Origin of the sequence: Lentzea sp. NPDC058436 (assembly GCF_042721515.1) — a bacterium.
GTDB lineage: Bacteria > Actinomycetota > Actinomycetes > Mycobacteriales > Pseudonocardiaceae > Lentzea.
Genome location: NZ_JBHXLF010000004.1, coordinates 39,330 through 58,425 on the forward strand (window position 1 = coordinate 39,330; position 19,096 = coordinate 58,425).

General features: G+C 69.9%; 11 protein-coding genes. 5 read left to right on the plus strand and 6 right to left on the minus strand.

Features of this window, described 5'->3' with window-relative positions:
* Positions 1 to 102 precede the first annotated feature (102 nt).
* From ACFWN2_RS18790 to ACFWN2_RS18805, 4 genes are all read left to right on the plus strand, one after another.
* Positions 103 to 2,199: a prolyl oligopeptidase family protein gene (locus ACFWN2_RS18790; protein ID WP_382428788.1), complete on the plus strand. Its 2,097-nt coding sequence runs from the start codon at positions 103 to 105 to the stop codon at positions 2,197 to 2,199.
* An 86-nt stretch (positions 2,200 to 2,285) separates the two neighbouring features.
* Complete coding sequence (locus tag ACFWN2_RS18795) at positions 2,286 to 3,119, plus strand: mechanosensitive ion channel family protein (RefSeq protein WP_382429648.1); 834 nt, start codon at positions 2,286 to 2,288, stop codon at positions 3,117 to 3,119.
* Positions 3,120 to 3,261: 142 nt separating this feature from the next.
* Positions 3,262 to 3,645, plus strand: a complete 384-nt coding sequence (locus ACFWN2_RS18800) for a globin (RefSeq protein WP_382428790.1) — start codon at positions 3,262 to 3,264, stop codon at positions 3,643 to 3,645.
* 57 nt (positions 3,646 to 3,702) lie between these two features.
* Positions 3,703 to 5,295, plus strand: a complete 1,593-nt coding sequence (locus ACFWN2_RS18805; RefSeq protein WP_382428792.1) for an alpha-amylase family glycosyl hydrolase — start codon at positions 3,703 to 3,705, stop codon at positions 5,293 to 5,295.
* Between the two features lie 63 nt (positions 5,296 to 5,358).
* Here the strand turns inward: ACFWN2_RS18805 and ACFWN2_RS18810 are convergent, their stop codons facing one another.
* Together ACFWN2_RS18810 and ACFWN2_RS18815 are read right to left on the minus strand one after the other, a co-directional pair.
* Positions 5,359 to 5,985: a hypothetical protein gene (locus tag ACFWN2_RS18810; RefSeq protein ID WP_382428794.1), complete on the minus strand. Its 627-nt coding sequence runs from the start codon at positions 5,983 to 5,985 to the stop codon at positions 5,359 to 5,361.
* On the minus strand, positions 5,978 to 6,409 hold the full coding sequence (locus ACFWN2_RS18815; protein WP_382428796.1) for an acyl-CoA thioesterase: 432 nt from the start codon (positions 6,407 to 6,409) through the stop codon (positions 5,978 to 5,980). Before ACFWN2_RS18815 ends, ACFWN2_RS18810 begins: the two co-directional genes overlap by 8 nt.
* Before the next feature lie 93 nt (positions 6,410 to 6,502).
* Between ACFWN2_RS18815 and ACFWN2_RS18820 the strand changes: the two genes are divergently transcribed.
* A complete protein-coding gene (locus ACFWN2_RS18820) occupies positions 6,503 to 7,000 on the plus strand; it encodes a DUF2975 domain-containing protein (protein WP_382428798.1) in 498 nt (165 codons plus the stop codon).
* A gap of 60 nt (positions 7,001 to 7,060) precedes the next feature.
* Here ACFWN2_RS18820 and ACFWN2_RS18825 read toward each other — a convergent pair whose 3' ends face one another.
* The 4 genes from ACFWN2_RS18825 to ACFWN2_RS18840 all read right to left on the minus strand — a co-directional run bounded on the left by ACFWN2_RS18825 (position 7,061) and on the right by ACFWN2_RS18840 (position 18,867).
* Positions 7,061 to 11,998 carry an NAD-glutamate dehydrogenase gene (locus tag ACFWN2_RS18825; RefSeq protein ID WP_382428800.1) on the minus strand — a complete coding sequence of 1,646 codons (4,938 nt, stop codon included), beginning with the start codon at positions 11,996 to 11,998 and terminating at the stop codon, positions 7,061 to 7,063.
* 371 nt (positions 11,999 to 12,369) lie between these two features.
* On the minus strand, positions 12,370 to 16,497 hold the full coding sequence (locus tag ACFWN2_RS18830) for a hypothetical protein (RefSeq protein ID WP_382428802.1): 4,128 nt from the start codon (positions 16,495 to 16,497) through the stop codon (positions 12,370 to 12,372).
* A gap of 18 nt (positions 16,498 to 16,515) precedes the next feature.
* On the minus strand, positions 16,516 to 18,192 hold the full coding sequence (ettA, locus tag ACFWN2_RS18835; RefSeq protein WP_382428804.1) for an energy-dependent translational throttle protein EttA: 1,677 nt from the start codon (positions 18,190 to 18,192) through the stop codon (positions 16,516 to 16,518).
* 261 nt (positions 18,193 to 18,453) lie between these two features.
* A complete protein-coding gene (locus tag ACFWN2_RS18840; protein ID WP_382428806.1) occupies positions 18,454 to 18,867 on the minus strand; it encodes a single-stranded DNA-binding protein in 414 nt (137 codons plus the stop codon).
* Positions 18,868 to 19,096 lie beyond the last annotated feature (229 nt).

Here is a 19,096-nt window from a genome sequence, read left to right on the forward strand (position 1 = left end):
AATCACGTGTGATAAGTGACGCGTCACGGATGCGTGATCGAACCTGAGGTGAACCCGCTCCCTATCGAAGATGGTTTTCAAGAGACCGCTACCCTTGACAAGGTGACTGAGGTCCCTTCCACTCCACTGCCTGCGACGATCACGTACCCGATCGCCGAGCGGCTAAACATCGCCGAGCAGATCCACGGGCGCACCGTCGCCGATCCCTACCGCTGGCTCGAGGACACGGCGGACCCCCGCACCGCGGAGTGGTCGCAGGCGCAGGACGTGCTCGCACGCTCCTGGCTGGACGCGATGCCCGGCCGCGCACGCCTCGACGCGAGGCTCCGGGAGCTGATGCGCACGGGTTCGGTGTCCACTCCGGTCTGGCGCGCGGGCAGGGCGTTCTTCACCCGCCGCGGCCCCGAGCAGGACCACCCCGTCGTCCTGGTGCGCGAGATCGACGGCACCGAACGCGTGCTGCTCGACGTGAGCGCGCTCGACCCGTCCGGCAGCACCACCCTGGACGGCTGGTCCCCCAGCCTCGAAGGCACCCGCCTCGCCTACCAGGTGTCCGTGGGCGGCAACGAGCACTCGCTGCTGCACGTGATCGACGTCGGGACGGGCGAACTCGTCGAGGGTCCCGTCGACCGGTGCCGCTACTCCGCGATCGGCTGGCTGCCCGGCGGCGAGGAGTTCTACTACGTGCGCCAGCTCGACCCGGCGCTGCTGCCCGAGGACGAGAAGCTGTTCCACCGCCGCGTGTGGCGTCACCGCGTCGGCACGGACCCGGAGACCGACCTCAACGTGCACGGCGACGGCCAGGCGCACACCTTCTACTACTCGCTCAACGTCTCGCACGACGGCCGGTGGCTGGTCGTGAGCGGTGCGCCCAGCACGTTGAAGCACGACTCCGTGTGGATCGCCGACCTGCACGGCGACGGCGCGCTCAAGCCCGTGATCCTCAGCGAGGCGGGCGTCCAGTGCTCGGCGTCCGTCGCCAGGGACGGCAGGCTCTACCTGCACACGAACCACGGCGCGCCCCGGCAGCGCCTCTGCGTCGCCGACCCCGCGAACCCCACCGAGTGGACGGAGCTGATCGGCGAGGAACCCGACTCGGTGCTCGACGGCGTGCGCTGGCTCGACGGCGACCTGGTCGTCCTGCGCACCCGGCACGCGGTGTCCGAACTGCACCTGCACGACGCCGCGACCGGTGCTCACAAGCGGGAGATCCCGCTGCCCGGCACGGGTTCGCTGCACGGCCTGTCCGTTGTGGACTCCCAGACGCCCCACGACCAGGACGCGGTGTGGTTCGGGTGGACGGACTTCGTGACGCCGGCCTCGGTGTTCCGGTACTCCAGGGCCACCGGCGAGACGGTGCTGCACGAGGCCGCACCGGGTCGCGTCGAGCTGCCGGCCGTGACGACGCAGCAGATCGCGTACGAGTCCAAGGACGGCACGACGGTCCGGATGTTCGTCGTGAGCGGCGAGCAGAAGCCCGACCTGCCCCGTCCCGCGCTGCTCACCGGCTACGGCGGCTTCGCGATCGGCCGCGGCCCCGGCTACAGCGCGACCACGCTCGCGTGGGTCGAGGCGGGCGGCGTGTGGGTGCACGTGTCGTTGCGCGGCGGCGACGAGGAGGGCGAGGACTGGCACGTCGCCGGCATGCGCGCCAACAAGCAGAACGTGTTCGACGACTTCCACTCCGCGGCGGAGCGCCTGATCCGCGACGGGTGGACCACGCCGCAGCAGCTGTCGATCATGGGAGGCTCCAACGGAGGCCTCCTCGTGGGTGCCGCGCTCACCCAGCGGCCCGAGCTCTACGCGGCCGTGGTGTGCTCAGCGCCACTGCTCGACATGGTGCGCTACGAGAAGTTCCTGCTCGGACGGCTGTGGGCCGACGAGTACGGCAGCGCAAGCGTTTCCGAGGAGCTGGGCTGGTTGCTCTCCTACTCGCCTTATCACCAAGTGGTAACGGACGTTGAGTACCCTTCTGTGTTGTTCACGGTGTTCGAGTCGGATTCTCGTGTGGACCCCAACCACGCCAGGAAGATGTGCGCCGCGCTGCAGCACGCTTCGTCAAGTGATCCGACCAAGCACCCCGTGCTGATCCGCCGCGAGACCGAGGTCGGTCACGCGGGCCGGTCGGTCAGCCGGACGGTGTCTCTCGCCGTGGACCAGCTGACGTTTCTCGCGAATGCCACCGGCATGGAGTTGTAGGAGGGCACGACCACGTGACCAGTCCCGTGGACGACATCTCGAACAGGACCGCGCAGGCGGTCGGCTTCTTCGAGAAGTACGGCCCGATGATCCTGGCGGGCGCGATCAAGATCGTCGTGATCCTGATCGCCGCCTTCATCCTGAGGGCCCTGCTCCGCAAGGTCATCGACCGGATCACCATCCCCGGCAAGGAAGGCAAGAAGCCGGGGCTGCTCAAGCCGTTGCGGGAACGCGCTCCGCAGGCGCTCGGAAACCTGATCTCCGAGCGCCGTGAGCAGCGCGCCCGCACGATCGGCTCGGTGCTGAAGTCGATCGTCACGATCCTGATCTTCGGAATCGCGTTCCTGGAGATCATGATCGTGGTCGGGCTCGACATCACGCCCGTCCTGACCTCGGCGGGCATCCTGGGCGTCGCGATCGGCTTCGGCGCCCAGAACCTGGTGAAGGACTTCCTGTCCGGCATGTTCATGCTGCTGGAGGACCAGTACGGCGTGGGCGACGTCGTGGACCTGGGCCCGTCGATCAGCGGCACCGTCGAGGCGGTCGCGCTGCGCACCACCACGATCCGCGACACCGGCGGCACCGTCTGGTACGTCCGCAACGGCGAGATCCTGCGCGTCGGCAACTCGTCGCAGGGCTTCGCGGTCGCGGTCGTCGACCTGCCGCTGAGCTACGGCGCGAACCTCGCCGAAGCCACCGCCGTGCTGGAGCGCAAGGCCGCCGAGGTGGCCGAGAAGGAACCGCTCAAGACCGACATCACGGCCAAGCCCGACGTGCTCGGCGTGGAGAAGTTCACCGTCGACGGCATCACCCTGCGGGTCACCGTGAAGACGCGCCCCGGCCGTCAGTGGGCGGTCCAGCGCAACCTGCGCGCGCAGCTCATGCCCGCGCTGGAAGAGGCCGGCTTCACCGCCAAGTGACCGCGAAACTCGGACGCCGGGTGAGTTAGAACACCCATTCGAGACGATGATCACTCGGCGTCCTGCCAGTTCACACCCCTATGGCACGACCAACACCCGGGGCGGCCTGCGCCCGGTGGCCCGCGTGAGTCAGGATGGGTGTGTGGGAAACCCCGTGAGCTTCTTCGAACAGGTCGGTGGCGAGGAGACGTTCCACCGCATCGTCGCGCGCTTCTACAAAGAGGTGAAGTCCGACGACGTCCTCCTCCCCCTGTACCCGGAAGAGGATCTCGGACCTGCGGAGGAGCGGCTGCGGCTGTTCCTGATGCAGTACTGGGGCGGTCCCCACACCTACTCGGACAACCGGGGCCACCCGAGGCTGCGGATGCGCCACGTACCGTTCAAGATCGGACCGGTCGAGCGGGACGCGTGGCTGCGCTGCATGAGGATCGCCGTCGACGAAGCCGGCCTGGACGAGGCTCACCGCAAGCAGCTCTGGGACTACATGGAGATGGCCGCGAACAGCTTGATGAACAGCTTCTCGTAGCCGACCATCACCCGTTCGGGTCCTTTAGCAGCGAGACGAATGGCAGGATGACCCCCCGTGCGACGATCCTCCGACCTCAGCCCCGAGATCGCCGAAGAGGCTGCCTGGTGGCGTGACGCCGTCTTCTACCAGGTGTACGTGCGCTCCTTCGCCGACTCCAACGGCGACGGCGTCGGCGACCTCGACGGCATCAGGTCCCGCCTCGGCTACCTGGAGCTGCTCGGGGTGGACGCCCTGTGGCTCACCCCGTTCTACCGCTCGCCGATGGCCGACCACGGCTACGACGTGGCCGACCCGCGCGACGTGGACCCGCTGTTCGGCGACCTGGCCGCGTTCGACCGGCTGGTGGCGGACGCGCACGAGCACAACATCCGGGTGACGGTCGACCTGGTCCCGAACCACACGAGCGACCTGCACGAGTGGTTCCAGGAGGCGCTGCACGCGGGCCCCGGCAGCATGGAGCGCGCCCGCTACATCTTCCGCGAGGGCCGCGGCTTCGACGGCTCGCAGCCGCCGAACAACTGGACGTCGGTCTTCGGCGGCCCGGCCTGGACGCGCGTGCCCGACGGCCAGTGGTACCTGCACCTGTTCGCGCCGGAGCAGCCCGACCTCAACTGGGAGCACCCGGAGGTCCGCGCCGACCTGGAGCAGACCCTGCGGTTCTGGCTCGACCGCGGCGTCGACGGCTTCCGCATCGACGTGGCGCACGGCATGGCCAAGCCCGAGGGCCTGCCGGACATGGAGATCCGTCCCCAGGCGCCCGGCGTGCTGTCCGACGACGCGCACGACCCGCGCTTCGACAACGACGGCGTGCACGAGATCCACCGCATGATCCGCAAGGTCATGGACGGCTACCCCGGCACGATGGCCGTCGGCGAGATCTGGGTGAAGGACGACGAGCGCTTCGCCGCCTACGTCCGCCCCGACGAGCTGCACCTGGGCTTCAACTTCCGCCTGGTCGAGGCCGGTTTCGACGCCGACGCGGTCCGTTCGGCGATCGAGCACTCGCTGGCGGCGGTCGCCCTCACCGGCACCCCCGCCGCGTGGACGCTCTCCAACCACGACGTCGTCCGCCACGTGACCCGCTACGGCGGCGGCACGGCGGGCGAGCAGCGGGCCCGCGCGATGACCCTGGTCGAGCTGGCGCTGCCGGGCGTCATCTACCTCTACAACGGCGAAGAGCTCGGCCTGCCGAACGTGGAGCTGCCGGACTGGGCCCTGCAGGACCCGACCTGGGAGCGGTCGGGGCACACCGAGCGCGGCCGTGACGGCTGCCGCGTGCCGATCCCGTGGGAGGGCACCAGCCCGCCGTTCGGGTTCTCGACGGCCGTGAGCACCTGGCTGCCGCAGCCGAACGAGTGGGACCACCTCACGGCCGAGGCGCAGCTGGAGGACCCGGGTTCGATGCTCTCGCTGTACCGCGAGGCGCTGGAGCACCGGAAGTCCAACGGGTCGTTCGCCGGCGAGGAGCTGGAGTGGTACGGCGCCCCTGCCGGCTGCTTCGCGTTCCGGCGCAAGGGCGGCGGCCTGATCTGCGCCCTGAACACGTCGGGCGCGTCCGTGCCGTTGCCGCCCGGTCAGGTGCTGCTGTCGTCCGGTCCGATGGACGGCGACCAGCTGCCTCCGGACACCGCGGTCTGGCTCGTCTGAGTTCCGCACGTGACAGCGCCCCCGGGACCGAGGTTCCGGGGGCGCTGCTCGTTCGTGCCGGGGTCAGACGATCAGCGGCAGCATGGAGTGGCGGCGCCGGACGACCGCGCCGAAACGGGCGTCGATCCGCACCCACGAGTCGGTCGCGGTGACCCGGACGTCACCGTCCTCGCCGAGGAAACCCATGCCGGACAACGCGAACAGGACCCGCAGCGGGATCTTGACGTCCAGTCCGGACCCGCTGACCGTCAGCACCGTCTGATCCAGCAACGAGGCTGGCGGCGTGCCCTGCGGACCGGTGTTCTCCCGCGCCACCTCAACGCCCTCGTCGGCGATCTTCGCGACCACCTCGACGGGCAGCCGGTCGACCACGAGCCAGCCCTCGGCGGGCGGCAGGGCCGAGCGCCACATCAGGTCCTTGGCCGGTCCGGGGTCGATGCGGTCGTCGCGCATGACCGCGAGCCCCGTCAGCAGCTCCGAGCCGGACACCGTCACGTCGGCCGGATTCGCCTGTCCCGCAACGGTTCGCGTGGCCAGGGCGTCGAACGGCGTGGCCACCCACGCGTCGAGCAGCTCGTCGTTGCGGTTGCGCAGCCGCACCACGCCCTGCGCGTCGAGCCGCACCGCCCGCGCGGCGAACGCGCCGAGGTCGTCTCTCTCGGCCGCGTCGGCCAACACCAGCTCAGGCACCGTTTCCCCCTGCCCGCCACCCGGCGAGAAAGTCGCGCTCGGCCTCAGTCAGGCGGCGCGGTCGTGCTGTCGTCACGTTGAAGGGCGCCATCAGCGTCTCCGCCTTGACCACCACCGGGCTGTTCGCGTCACGGCTGCCGCGCACCACGTAGTCGAGGGTCAGCGAGGCGGACTTCAGCTCCCGCACCGACATCTCCACCACGATGTCCTCGCCGGTGAACACGATCGGCGCGAGGTACTCGACCACGAGCTTCGCCACGACCATGCCCTCGGCCAGTTCCTTGACCCCGTGGCGGGCGGCCTCGGTGAACAGCAGCTCGATCCGGGCCTCTTCGAGCAACGTCACCGTTTTCGCGTGGTTGACGTGGCCGAACGCATCCATGTCCGACCATCGCGGCCGCACACCAGTGACGAAGACACCCATGAAGGGACCCTACCGCCCACTACCGCGTGAACCTTCACAGGACCTCCACACCAACCGATTGAAAATCGATAGGCACCGCTCGATACTCGATTCATGACCCGCGCACTGGTGTTCTTCCTGCAGGCCCTGCTCGCCGTCGCGTTCCTCGCCGGGCTGTTCGCCCAGGTCGCGGTGATCCCGGCGACCGCGGCGAACGAGGTCGACCTCTTCCCGCCGTACGAGTCCGTGCGGGTGCCGTTGGTGGTGTTCGCGATCGTTTTCGTGGCCTGCCTGCAGGTCCTGGCGATCGCGCTGGGAGCGATGCTGCAGCGGGCGGGTGACGACACCGTGTTCGAGTCCGGTTCGGTCACGTGGACCAACATCGCGATCGGCGCCATCACCGCGGGGGCCGTGGTCATGGCGGCCCTGTTCGTCTACGTGACGTTCGCGGACATCCCCTCCCCCGCCGACGGCATGGAGGTCCTGGGGCTGTGGATGGGATCCGCCGCCGGCACGGTCGCGGCGGTCGGTGTGGCGCTGCTGGTCGTCGTCGGGCGCAAGTGGCTCGGCCGGGCGATCGCGCAGCGCGCGGAACTTGAGCAGGTCGTCTGACGTTCTCACAGCACGGGGCGCCGCGGAGGGGATTCCGCGGCGCCCCGTTTTCGCTGCGTGCTACCTGACCATGCTCCGCACCTGACGTGCGGCCACGGACAGCGTCGCGAGGTCCAGCTGGTGCACCCGGTTGATCTCCTCCAGCGCACCGCGCGAGCGGGCCAGGCGGGAGGCGTTGGCCTGCTCCCACTTGGCGATCTTCTCGCTCGCCGTGTCGTCCTCGTCGCTCGCCCTCAGCACGTCGACCGAGATGGCCCGCAGCGACGAGTAGAAGTCGTCGCGGAGAGCCAGCCGGGCCAGTGCGTGCCAGCGGTTGCCGCGCTCCAGGCTCGTCACCGAGTCCAGCATGTGGTCGATGTCGAGGTGGTCGGACAGCGCGAAGTACAGCTCGGCCGTCTCGCGGTGCGTGCGCTCCGGACCCGCGCCGCCGGTCGGGCCGAACTCGCGTTCGGCCAGCTCGGCGATCTCGGTGACGTCGAGCAGGCCGTACATGTAGAGCAGCGCCGCGACCTTGCGGGCGAGCTCCGCCGGGACACCCTGTTCGACGTAGCGGTCGGCCTTGCCCGCGACCACGTCCAGTTCCTTGCCCTGCAACAGGTCGAAGGCGAACGGGCTGAGCTCCTCGACCACGCTCCGGAAGCGGTTGATCGTCGAGCCCACCGCGAGCGGCTGCGGGCGGTTGGACAGCAGCCAGCGGGACGCGCGGTCGAGCAGGCGGCGGGTCTCCAGGACCATGCTGTCCTGGACGTCCGTCGGCACCACCGTGTCGAGCGCCTCGATCTCACGCCAGATCGACGGCAGGTCGAAGACCTGGGTGACGACGGCGTACGCGCGGACCGCGTCCGTCGCCGACGCGCTCATCTCCTCGGCCAGGCGGAAGGCGAAGGAGATGCCACCGCCGTCCACGACCTCGTTGACGACGACCGTGGTGATGATCTGCCGCGCCAGCGGGTGGTTCGGGATCTCGGCGCCGAAACGCTCACGCAGCAGGCTCGGGAAGTAGTCCGGGAGCTTGCGGGTGAACGTGTCGATCGTCGGGATGTCGCTCGCGAGCAGCTCTTCCTTCAGCGTGAGCTTCGTGAACGCGAGCAGCGTGGCGAGCTCCGGTGAGGTGAGGCCCTCACCGGCCTTCTCCAGCGCCTTGAACTCCGCGACGCTCGGCATCGCCTCCAGCTTGCGGTTGAGCGCACCGCGCGCCTCCAGGTCGGCCGTGAGGCGCGCGTGCACCGACAGCATCGGGGCCGCGTGCGCCCGGCTGACACCGAGCACGCTGTTCTGCGAGTAGTTGTCCGCCAGCACGAGCTCGCCGACCTCGTCGGTCATCTCGGCGAGGACCTCGTTGCGCTGCTGCTGCTCCACCGAGCCCTCGCGGACCAGGTGGTCCAGCAGGATCTTGATGTTGACCTCGTGGTCGGAGCAGTCGACGCCGGCGGAGTTGTCGAGCGCGTCGGTGTTGACCTTGCCGCCGTTGCGGGCGAACTCGATGCGGCCGCGCTGGGTCAGGCCCAGGTTGCCGCCCTCACCGATGACCTTGACGCGCAGCTCGTCGCCGTTGACGCGGATCGAGTCGTTGGCCTTGTCGCCGACGTCGGCGTGCGACTCGGTCGACGCCTTGACGTACGTGCCGATACCGCCGTTCCACAGCAGGTCGACCGGCGAGAGCAGGATCGCCTTCTTGAGCTCCGGCGGGGACAGCTTCACGACGCCCTCGTCGAGGCCCAGCGCGACGCGAACCTGCTCGGAGATCGGGATCGACTTCGCCGTGAGCGGGTAGACGCCGCCGCCCTCGCTGATCAGCGAGCGGTCGTAGTCGTCCCACGACGAGCGCGGGACGGTGAACAACCGCACGCGCTCGGCGAACGACGAGTCCGCGACCGGGTTCGGGTCGAGGAAGACGTGCCGGTGGTCGAACGCGGCCACGAGCCGGATGTGCTCGGACAGCATCATGCCGTTGCCGAACACGTCACCGGACATGTCGCCGATGCCGACGACCGTGAACTCCTCGGTCTGCGTGTCCACGCCGAGCTCGCGGAACGAGCGCTTCACGCTCTCCCACGCGCCCTTGGCCGTGATGCCCATGGCCTTGTGGTCGTAGCCGATCGAGCCACCCGAGGCGAACGCGTCGCCCAGCCAGAAGCCGTAGCTCTGGCTCACGCCGTTCGCGATGTCGGAGAACGTCGCGGTGCCCTTGTCCGCGGCCACGACCAGGTACGTGTCGTCGCCGTCGTAGCGCACGACCTGCGGCGCGGGCACGACCTCGTTGTTGATCAGGTTGTCGGTGAGGTCGAGCAGGCCCGAGATGAACATCTTGTAGCAGGCGATGCCCTCGGACATGAAGTTCTCGCGGTCGATGCCGGGGTCACCCGTGGGCGGGATCGGCTTCTTCACCACGAAGCCGCCCTTCGCGCCGACCGGCACGATCACGGCGTTCTTCACGGCCTGCGCCTTGACGAGGCCCAGCACCTCCGTGCGGAAGTCCTCGCGGCGGTCGGACCAGCGCAGACCACCGCGCGCGACGCTGCCGAAGCGCAGGTGCACGCCCTCGACGCGCGGCGAGTACACGAAGATCTCGAACTTCGGCCGCGGCTGCGGCAGGTCCGGGATCGCCTGCGGGTCGAGCTTGACCGACAGGTACGGCCGCGCGTTGCCGTCGGCGTCGCGGAAGAAGTAGTTCGTCCGCAGCGTGGCGTTGATGAGGCTGAGCAGGCTGCGCAGGATGCGGTCCGCGTCGAGGCTCGTCACGTCGTCGATCAGCTTGCCGATCTCGGTGACCATGGTCTCGGTGTGCGCGGCCCTGTTCGCGTCGCTCAGCGCCGGGTTGAACCGGGCCTCGTACAACGCGACGAGCGCGATCGCCACGCTCGTGTGGCCGAGCACGGCGTCCTCGATGTAGTCCTGCGAGTACGGCGTGCCCGCCTGGCGCAGGTACTTCGCGTACGCGCGCAGCATCGCGGCCTGCTGCCAGGTGAGCCCTGCCTGCAGCACCAGCGAGTTGAACCTGTCGACCTCGGCCTCACCGCGCCAGACCGCGGCGAACGCGTCCTGGAACCGCACGCGCACACCGTCGAGGTCGGCCTCGGAGAGCTGCGCGAGCGCGGCCTTGTCGATGCGCAGGCCGAAGTCGTAGATCCAGCACTGCACGCCGTCTTCGCGCGCGATCTCGTACGGCCGTTCGTCGACGACGATGACGCCCATGCGCTGCAGCATCGGCAGCACGTCCGAGAGGGTGATGCCCTCACCGGTCACGAACAGCTTGAAGCGCCGCTCGCCCGGCTCGGCGCCCTCGGGCACGTAGAAGACCATGTCGAGGTCGCCCTCGACGAGCTTCTCGATGCGCCGGTAGTCCTCCAGGCCCGTGGAGGCCGGGAAGTCCTCCTTGTAGGCCTCAGGGAACACCGAGGCGAAGCGCTGGCCCTGCTCCGTGGCCGACTCGGCGCCGAGGTCGTCGCCTCCGACGGCCTCGACCATGCGGTCGTCCCAGCTGCGGATGGCCTCGGCGAGGTTCGCCTGGATCGCCAGGACGTCCGGCTCCAGCGTGCGCGCCGGGTCCGTGTGGACCATGAAGTGCACGCGTGCCAGCGCGGACTCGCCGATGCGCGCGCTGTACTCGAGGTTCAGGCCGCCGAGCTCGGCGAGCAGCACCTCCTGCATCGCGAGACGGCTCGTCGTCGTGTAGCGGTCGCGCGGCAGGTAGACCAGGCAGCTGAAGAAGCGGCCGAACGGGTCGCGGCGCAGGAACAGCCGCAGCCGGCGGCGTTCCGCGAGCGCGATGACGCCCGTCACCGTCTGGTAGAGCGTGTCCGCGTCGACCGAGAACAGCTCGGTGCGCGGGTAGTTCTGGATGACCTCCAGCATCCGCTGGCCGGAGTACGACTGCAGCGGGAAGCCGGCGCGGTGGATCACCTCGCGCACGCGGCGCTCGACCACGGGGATGTCGAGGACGTTCTCGTGCAGCGCGGTGGTGCTGAAGATGCCCAGGAAGCGGTGCTCGCCGGTGACGTTGCCCTCGGCGTCGAACGTCTTCACGCCCACGTAGTACGGGTAGATGCTGCGGTGCACGCTGCTCTGCGCGCTCGCCTGCGTCAGCACCAGCAGTTCGGGGCTCAGCGCCTGCGCGCCGTTGTCCGGCCCGGCGGTCAGGCTGCGCGCGGCGAGGCTGTCCTGGCGCAGCACGCCCAGACCGCTCGCGAGCACGGCCCGCAGCGCCGGTTCGCCGTCCTCGCGCACCAGCTCGTACTGCCGGTAGCCCATGAACGTGAAGTGCCCGTCCGCGAGCCACTTGAGCAGGTTCGAGCCGTCCGCGGTGGCCTCGGACGAGTCCTTCTCCAGCTCGTCGGCCAGCTGCAGCGCCGTGGTGACCATGCGGTCGGTGTCCTCGACGACCTCGCGGACGTCGGTCAGCACCGTCAGCAGGCGCGTCTCGAGCTCGCGGGCACGATCGGGGTCGGTGATGAGGTCGACCTCGATGTTCATCCACGACTCGGCCAGCGCGTCCACTGGCGGATCGGCCGGATCGGCGGTCGGCAGCACCTCGGTGCGCTCGCCCGTGACCGGGTCACGCCGCACGACGACGATCGGGTGCACGACGCGCTGCACCTGCAGACCACCGCGCGTGAGCTCGGACGCGACCGAGTCGACGAGGTAGGGCATGTCGTCCGTGACGACCTGGACCACCGTGACGGGGCACTGCCACCCGTCGGCGCCGCGCGTCGGGTTGAGGATGCGCACCGCGGCGCGTCCGGGGACGCGGCTCTCGGCGAGCTGGTAGTTCGACCGCACCGCTCCGACCAGGTCCACCGGGTCGTCGTCGTTGACTTCCTCGGCGGGCACGTGGCGGTAGAAGAGGCGGATCAGATCAGCGAGTTCAGGGGCATTGGCGGCGGCCCGTTCGATCAACTCGTCACGGACCTGCTCAGGACTGGCCGTTCGACTGCCATCACCCGCGGCGGGGGCCGCGGAGACGTCGTCGGTTCGGGTCGGGGCTCCAGTCGAGGTCATGTTCAGGCGACTCCACGCTATCCGGCACCTCTGTGTGCCGGGTCCGGCCCCACCATAGATGGGGTGGCGGCCGTCACCGGCAACAGGAGGGGCACTGACTGACCACTGAATCGTGGGCTGAATCGAGTCACATCATCAGTGGGGACAAGGCTTTCCACATCCGCGGACACGACGGGACGCCGGCTGTCACCGCCGGCCCCGACACCCCGTCGCTCCACACGTTCATCCGATCATGGGCCCCACGACGGCATGACCACCGTGGAACCGTCGAAACCTCACCGGCCTGTACGCCAATGGTCATCGCCAGGCCGCTCGCGCGATCTCCGACCCGCCCCAGTTGGGCAAGGCTTGAGGTGTGGCGCTGACCACCCTCACATGCTCGGCAGCGTCCAACCGGGAGGCCCGCCCGCCCGGAAAGGACGAATCGGACCGGTCGTCTCGGTGTCCGACGCCACCGGGGTGATCGGCCCGGTCTTCTCCTGCTCCGACTCCGGCCGGCCGGTTCCGAACAACGCCTCCGAAGGGTTCCCCGCCGCCGGGTCCTGCCGGGTGTTCCCCGGCCCCCCGAACAGCGCGTCCGAGGACGACGCGGAGTCCTGGTGCGTCCCGAAGGGCAGCCCTGACCGGAACAACGCCTCCGACCCCGGCGCGGCCTCCTGCGAAGGCAGCGCCTCCGACGAGGACGTGACCCCGGCGGGCCTGTTCAGCTGGACGATGTAGGAGGCACCCGACCCGAACATCTCCTCGGCGGAGGTGTCGGGATTCTCCGACCAGTCGTTCGGGGGCCGGCTGGTCCGGAACAACGCGTCCGAGCTGAACGCCGTCCCCGCCGCCGGATCCACCCCCGTCTGCCGCTCCGCGCCCGCGCCGAACGACTCGCCCGGCCGGAACACCGGGTCCGCGTCGACCGGCGCGGCCTCGGCGGCAAGTTCCGACTGGCCCGCCGCAGCGGCCTCGGTGGCACGTTCCGACAGGCCCGCCGAAGTGGCCTCGGGTTCGGCCGCCGACCAGTCCGAGGCGGCCAGGTCGGAGGCGTCGAGCTGTTCCTCGTCGGAACGGCGGCCCGTCTCGTAGGCGACCAGTGCTTCGGCCAGCAGGTCGGCGAGGCTCATCTCGCTCGGTCTGCGGCGACTGCTCGGGCGGCCCGCCGGGTCTTCGGGATCGGGCCGGCTGATCTTCTCGGTGGCCGGGTCTCCGCCTTCCGGCTTGGTGGCGAAGAAGTCGTACGACGCGGCCGAGTCGGTCTGCGTGGTCGTCGACGCGGACTCCGGCGAGTCCTGCCCGCTCGGCTCGGTGGGGTCTGTGGGAGAGGCGGAGCCGGGTGATGCGGGCTGACCGGGCTTCGCGTCGAGGCCGAAGTCCGTGCCGTTGCTGGGCGCGGTGTCGAACGCGGCGGCCCCGAACCCGTAGCCGGGCTGTTCACCGGCACCCGGCTGCTCACCGAAGCCCGGCTGCGTGCCGAACGTCGGGCTGCCACCGAACGTCTGCGTGCCGAAGCTCGACTGCGTGCCGAAGGAGGTCTGCGCGCCGAAGCCGCTCTGGCCGCCGAACGCGGGCTGGGCGTGCTCGGCCTGCGGTTGTGCGCGCGTCGGCGTCGTGGGGACGTCCGACGGGTCGTCGTCGACGTCCGCCGAGCTGAGGAAGCTGGTCGACACCAGGTCCGGTTCGGGGGCCTGCGGGATCTCGTCCGGGACCGGCACGGCCGGGACAGGGTCCGGGAGCGGCTTCTTCTCCGGCTCCGCGGGGTCCGGGCGTTCCTCGGGCGGTGAGGCCGGGACGGATTCGGTGGGCTTCGACTTCGAGGTGGTGAAGTCGAGGCCGCCGAAGTCCAGTCCGCTGAAGTCGAGGTTCGGGAGCCTGCGCTCGTCCGGGTCGGCCGCGGCCGCCGGGAAACCCTCGGCCGGGGTGTGCAGCGGGTAGGCGGGCTCGTCGAGGTGAGGACCGAAGTCCGGAGCCTCCGGCGGACGCGAGAACGCCGCGGCCAGACCGGACCGCGCCCCGCCGTCCGCGATGCCCTGGTCTGCCAGGCGCTCGGAGCGGGAACGCGTGCTGGAGTCGCCGAAGTAGTTCGGCGACGGGTCCGCCGCCTGGTCGTCGCGGCGCGAGTTCGACGGGGGTTCGACGCGCCACGACGGGGTGTCGGACTGCGACTCGGCGTCGCGCGCCCGGCGGCGACCGCCTGCCCGCAGGCCCTGGGCCTTGAGCATGTCCAGCACGCTCTCCTGCTGCGATTCCGGCGCGTCATCGCGTGCGGCGGCCTGCGCGCGGGCAGCTTCCTCGCGTTCCACGGCCAGGCGGGCGACTTCCTGGTGCGCCGCCTCCTGTCGGGCGACGTCCCTGCGCACCGCTTCCTGACGCGCGGCCTCGCGGCGGGCCTCCTCCTGGCGCCCGGACTCCAGGCGAGCCGCCTCCTGGCGCGCGACGTCCTGCCACGCGGACTCGTGCCGCGCCGCCTCTTCACGGACCGCGTCCAGACGGGCCGCTTCCTGGCGCGCCGCCTCCTCGCGAGCCGCTTCCTGACGCGCGGCCTCCTGCCGGGCGGCCTCTTCACGAGCGGCAGCCTGACGCGCCGCCTCCTCGCGCGCGGCCTCCTGACGGACGGCCTCTTCTCGCGCGGCTTCCAGACGAGCAGCCTCCTGGCGGGCGGCCGCTTCTCGCGCCGCGTCCTGGCGGGCGGCCTCTTGCCGTGCGGCCTCCTGCGTGGCCGCCTCTTCGCGGGCCGCTTCCTGACGCGCGGCTTCCTGACGGGCCGCTTCCTGACGGGCGGCCTCCTCGCGCGCGGCTTCCTCGGCGGCCTGGGCCTCGCGTTCGGCCTGGGCGCGTTGTTCGGCGCGGACCTGGCGTTCCGCCTCGATCTGGCGGCGGGCCTCGCGCTGCAGCTCCATGAGCTGCTGCTCGACCTTGCGCTTGCGTTCCTGCTCGACGGTCAGCTGCGGCTCTGGCGCCGGCTGGGCCTCGGGCTCGGGAGCCGCTGGTGTGATGGGGATTTCGGCGATGGTGGTGGGCCGGTCGTCGATCTCACCGGCGGCCACGCGGGCGGCGCGACGCCGGCCGCTCACCATGGCACCCGCGGAGGCGATCAGGCCCGAGGCGGGAACCGTGCGTTCGGAGGGGGAAGGGGAGGAAGAAGGCAGGGGTGCGGGTGGCGGTTCCACGGCTTCCGGGGTGTTGTCGTCGGGCTCGCCGAACGGCTGGACCATGCGCCACCGGTCGGCGGCGTGTTGTCGTGCCGCGGACAAACCTTCCACGGTCATGTCTTCGGCAGCGCGGCGGGCGCGCTTGACGTTCAGCCCGTCGCCCTTGCGGACGTGGACCGGACGCCACTGCCGGAGTTGTTGCTTCAGAGCGGCGGACAACACGCCGTCGGTGACCACCTGCATGCCCTCGACCGGCCGGAGCACGCTCGCGAGTTGCTGGTGCAGGTCTGCCGGCTGGCGGTGCACACCGGAGAACTCCGCGGCGAGCCGGGCGCGCACCGCGTAGACGGCGCGGGCACGGCGGCGTTCGGCGGCGTGGGCTGAGCGCAGGTTCGTCAGCGCGTCGGCCAGGTCGCCGGACACCTCGTGCACGTGGGCGAGCGCGAGCAGGCTTTCCGCCAGCAACGTGTCGAGCTGATGGCGTTCGGCACTCGCCGCGGCTTCCTGCAGCATTTCGCGGGCCAGTCCGACCCTGCCGGCGGGCAGGTGCACCCGCGTGGCGAGGGCCAGGCGCAGCCAGCCGATGGTGGACGCGGAAGGCGCGCGCACGGGGCGGTCGAGCAGCGGGGCACCGACGTCGCTCGCGTCGAGCAGGCGGTTCGCGTCCATCAGCGCGAGCGCCAGTTCCAGCGTGAGCCGGCCGACGCCCTGGCCGCTGTCGGCACACGGATCGGAGAACCGGCTCAGCAGGTCGAGGCCCTCGCGGGCGGCACCGATGGAGGCGGCGAGGTCGCCCCACCGCCGGTGCTGGGCGGCCTGCACCGCGCGGATGTGACCGCGCAGCAACAGACGCGTGTCCTCGTCGAGCGTCGTGTCGGCGACGTAGAGCTGATCGGCCTCGGCGAGCGCCCGTGCGGGTTCGTCGCCGCGGCCGACGGTGACGAGGCATTCGCTGGCCTGCACCAGAGCCGAGGCCCGCAGTTCCGCGGGCACGTCCGGCGCTTCCAGCACCGGCGTGACCGCCGCGAACCCCGTCAGAGGTGCTCCGACGGACCGGGCGCACGCCGCGAGTTCGACCCGCAGCAGCCACCCCGTCTCGTGCTCTCCGGCGGCCTGCGCCGCCTTCAGGGCGTCGAGCGCCCTGTCGGCGATGCGGACCTCGCGGCCCACGCGGTTGCCCGCGAAGACCACGAGCGACTCCGCTCTCAGGCGGTCGGCCTCGTCGCGGCGGGTCGAGGCGAGCGCGACAGCGCGCTCACCCAGCACCAGAGCGAGCTCCGGTGCGCGCCAACGCAGCATCCAGGCGGGCACGACCAGCGTGCTCACCTCGACGTTCGCCTGCGTCTCGCCCCTCGCCGCCACGACGTCGCCGTTGCCCTCTCAGTCCCGTGTCAGCTTGCGGTACGTGACACGGTGCGGCCTCGCGGCGTCGGCACCCAGGCGCTCGAGCTTGTTCTTCTCGTAGCCCTCGAAGTTGCCCTCGAACCAGTACCACTTCGACGGGTCCTCGTCCGTGCCCTCCCACGCGAGGATGTGCGTGGCGACGCGGTCGAGGAACCACCGGTCGTGGGAGATGACCACGGCGCAGCCGGGGAACTGCTCAAGAGCGTTCTCCAGCGAACCGAGGGTCTCGACGTCCAGGTCGTTCGTCGGCTCGTCCAGCAGGATCAGGTTGCCGCCGATCTTGAGCGTCAGCGCCAGGTTCAGGCGGTTGCGCTCACCACCGGACAGCACACCGGCGGGCTTCTGCTGGTCCGGGCCCTTGAAGCCGAACGCGCTGACGTACGCGCGGGACGGCATCTCGACGTTGCCGACGTGGATGTAGTCGAGTCCGCCGGACACGACCTCCCACACGTTCTTCTTGGGGTCGATGCCGCCGCGGTTCTGGTCGACGTAGGACAGCAGGACCGTCTCGCCGACCTTCACGCCGCCGGCGTCGGGCTGCTCGAGACCGACGATGGTCTTGAACAGCGTCGTCTTGCCGACACCGTTCGGACCGATGACGCCGACGATGCCGTTGCGCGGCAACGTGAACGACAGGCCGTCGATCAGGACCCGCTCGCCGAAGCCCTTCTTCAGCTTGTCGACCTCGACCACGACGCTGCCCAGACGCGGGCCCGGCGGGACCTGGATCTCCTCGAAGTCGAGCTTGCGGGTCTTCTCCGCCTCGGCCGCCATCTCCTCGTAGCGGTCGAGACGCGCCTTGGACTTGGCCTGGCGGGCCTTGGCGCCGGAGCGCACCCAGTCCAGCTCGTCCTTGAGGCGCTTCTGCAGCTTCTGGTCCTTCTTGCCCTGGACAGCGAGGCGCTCGGCCTTCTTCTCCAGGTACGTCGAGTAGTTGCCCTCGTACGCGTGGGTGCGGCCGCGCTCGATCTCGAGGATCCACTCGGCCAGGTTGTCCAGGAAGTACCGGTCGTGGGTCACGGCGAGCACGGCGCCGGCGTACTGCGCGAGGTGCTGCTCCAGCCAGAGGACGCTCTCCGCGTCCAGGTGGTTGGTGGGCTCGTCGAGCAGCAGCAGGTCGGGCTTGCTCAGCAGCAGCTTGCACAGCGCGACACGGCGGCGCTCACCACCGGAGAGCTTGGTGACCTCGGCGTCCGCCGGCGGGCAGCGCAGGGCGTCCATCGCCTGCTCCAGCTGGGAGTCGAGGTCCCACGCGTCGGCGTGGTCGAGTTCCTCCTGGAGCTTGCCCATCTCCTCCATCAGCTCGTCGGAGTAGTCGGTCGCCATCAGCTCGGCGATCTCGTTGAAGCGGTCCAGCTTCACCTTGATCTCGCCCAGGCCCTCCTGGACGTTGCCGAGGACGGTCTTCTCCTCGTTGAGCGGCGGTTCCTGCTGCAGGATCCCGACGGTGTAACCGGGCGACAGGTACGCCTCGCCGTTGTTCGGCTGGTCCAACCCCGCCATGATCTTGAGCACGCTCGACTTGCCGGCGCCGTTGGGACCGACCACACCGATCTTCGCGCCGGGGTAGAACATGATCGTGACGTCATCGAGGATGACCTTGTCACCGTGCGCCTTGCGCACCTTTTTCATGGTGTAGATGAACTCGGCCATGGCGGCGATCGTAGAGCGGTGCCCGGAGGCTCCTGACCTCGGTCGCCGACAAGCGAGCGCTCACCCCTGGATCGAGCGTCACGTGGGTCGGTGACCTGCTCGTTCCGTTCGAACGTGAACGACTCTCGGCGATCGGTCCTCGGCGGCCCCGATCTACGAGCTTCCCTCCTTCTCGTGGTTCGCAGTAGGTACATCTTCTCCGGCGCGCGCTACCCGATCGGGTGGGTTCCCGAAGTCCGGCACACGGTTGCCCCGAACAGCTCAGAACGGAACGGGTTCCTCCGAGAGATCTTCGGCGGCCCGAGGCTCAACGAGCGTCGCGGCGCCCAGTGACTGCACGCGGCTCAAGTCCAACCCGACGTGCATGGCGTCCACGTGAACGGCGAGCTTCTTCCCGTCGTCCTTCTCGTAGTAGCGCATGCGCAACTTGCCCTGGACGATCACCGGATCGCCCTTGGACAGCGTGGTCTTCACGCTGTCTGCGAGCTTCCGCCAGCACGAGACGTTCATCCACAACGTCTCGCCGTCCTCCCAGTCGGCGGCCCCCGTGTTGTACCGGCGCTCCGTCGAGCTCATGCGGAAGAACGCGTACGTCTTGCCGTCTTCACCGTGCTTGTAGGTGATCTCGCTGACGACAGTGCCAACGCAGGTGATCAGCGTGGAATTCCAGGACATCGGGCTCGCCTCCAGGTCGCGGGGTCGTGGTCCAGGTTGCTCCGGGAGCAGGCGGGCCGGACGGGGTGGCGGCGGATCTGTGGACAACTCGCGAGCTGTGGACAAGTCGAGATCTTCAGGTGCCCCGAACCGCGGAATTGTCAGGGGTACGTGCTAGGGCGACACTGGAGCCGAGCAAGTGAGTGAGCGCCCACTCATTGACATGAGTGAGTGCTCACTCATACAGTGG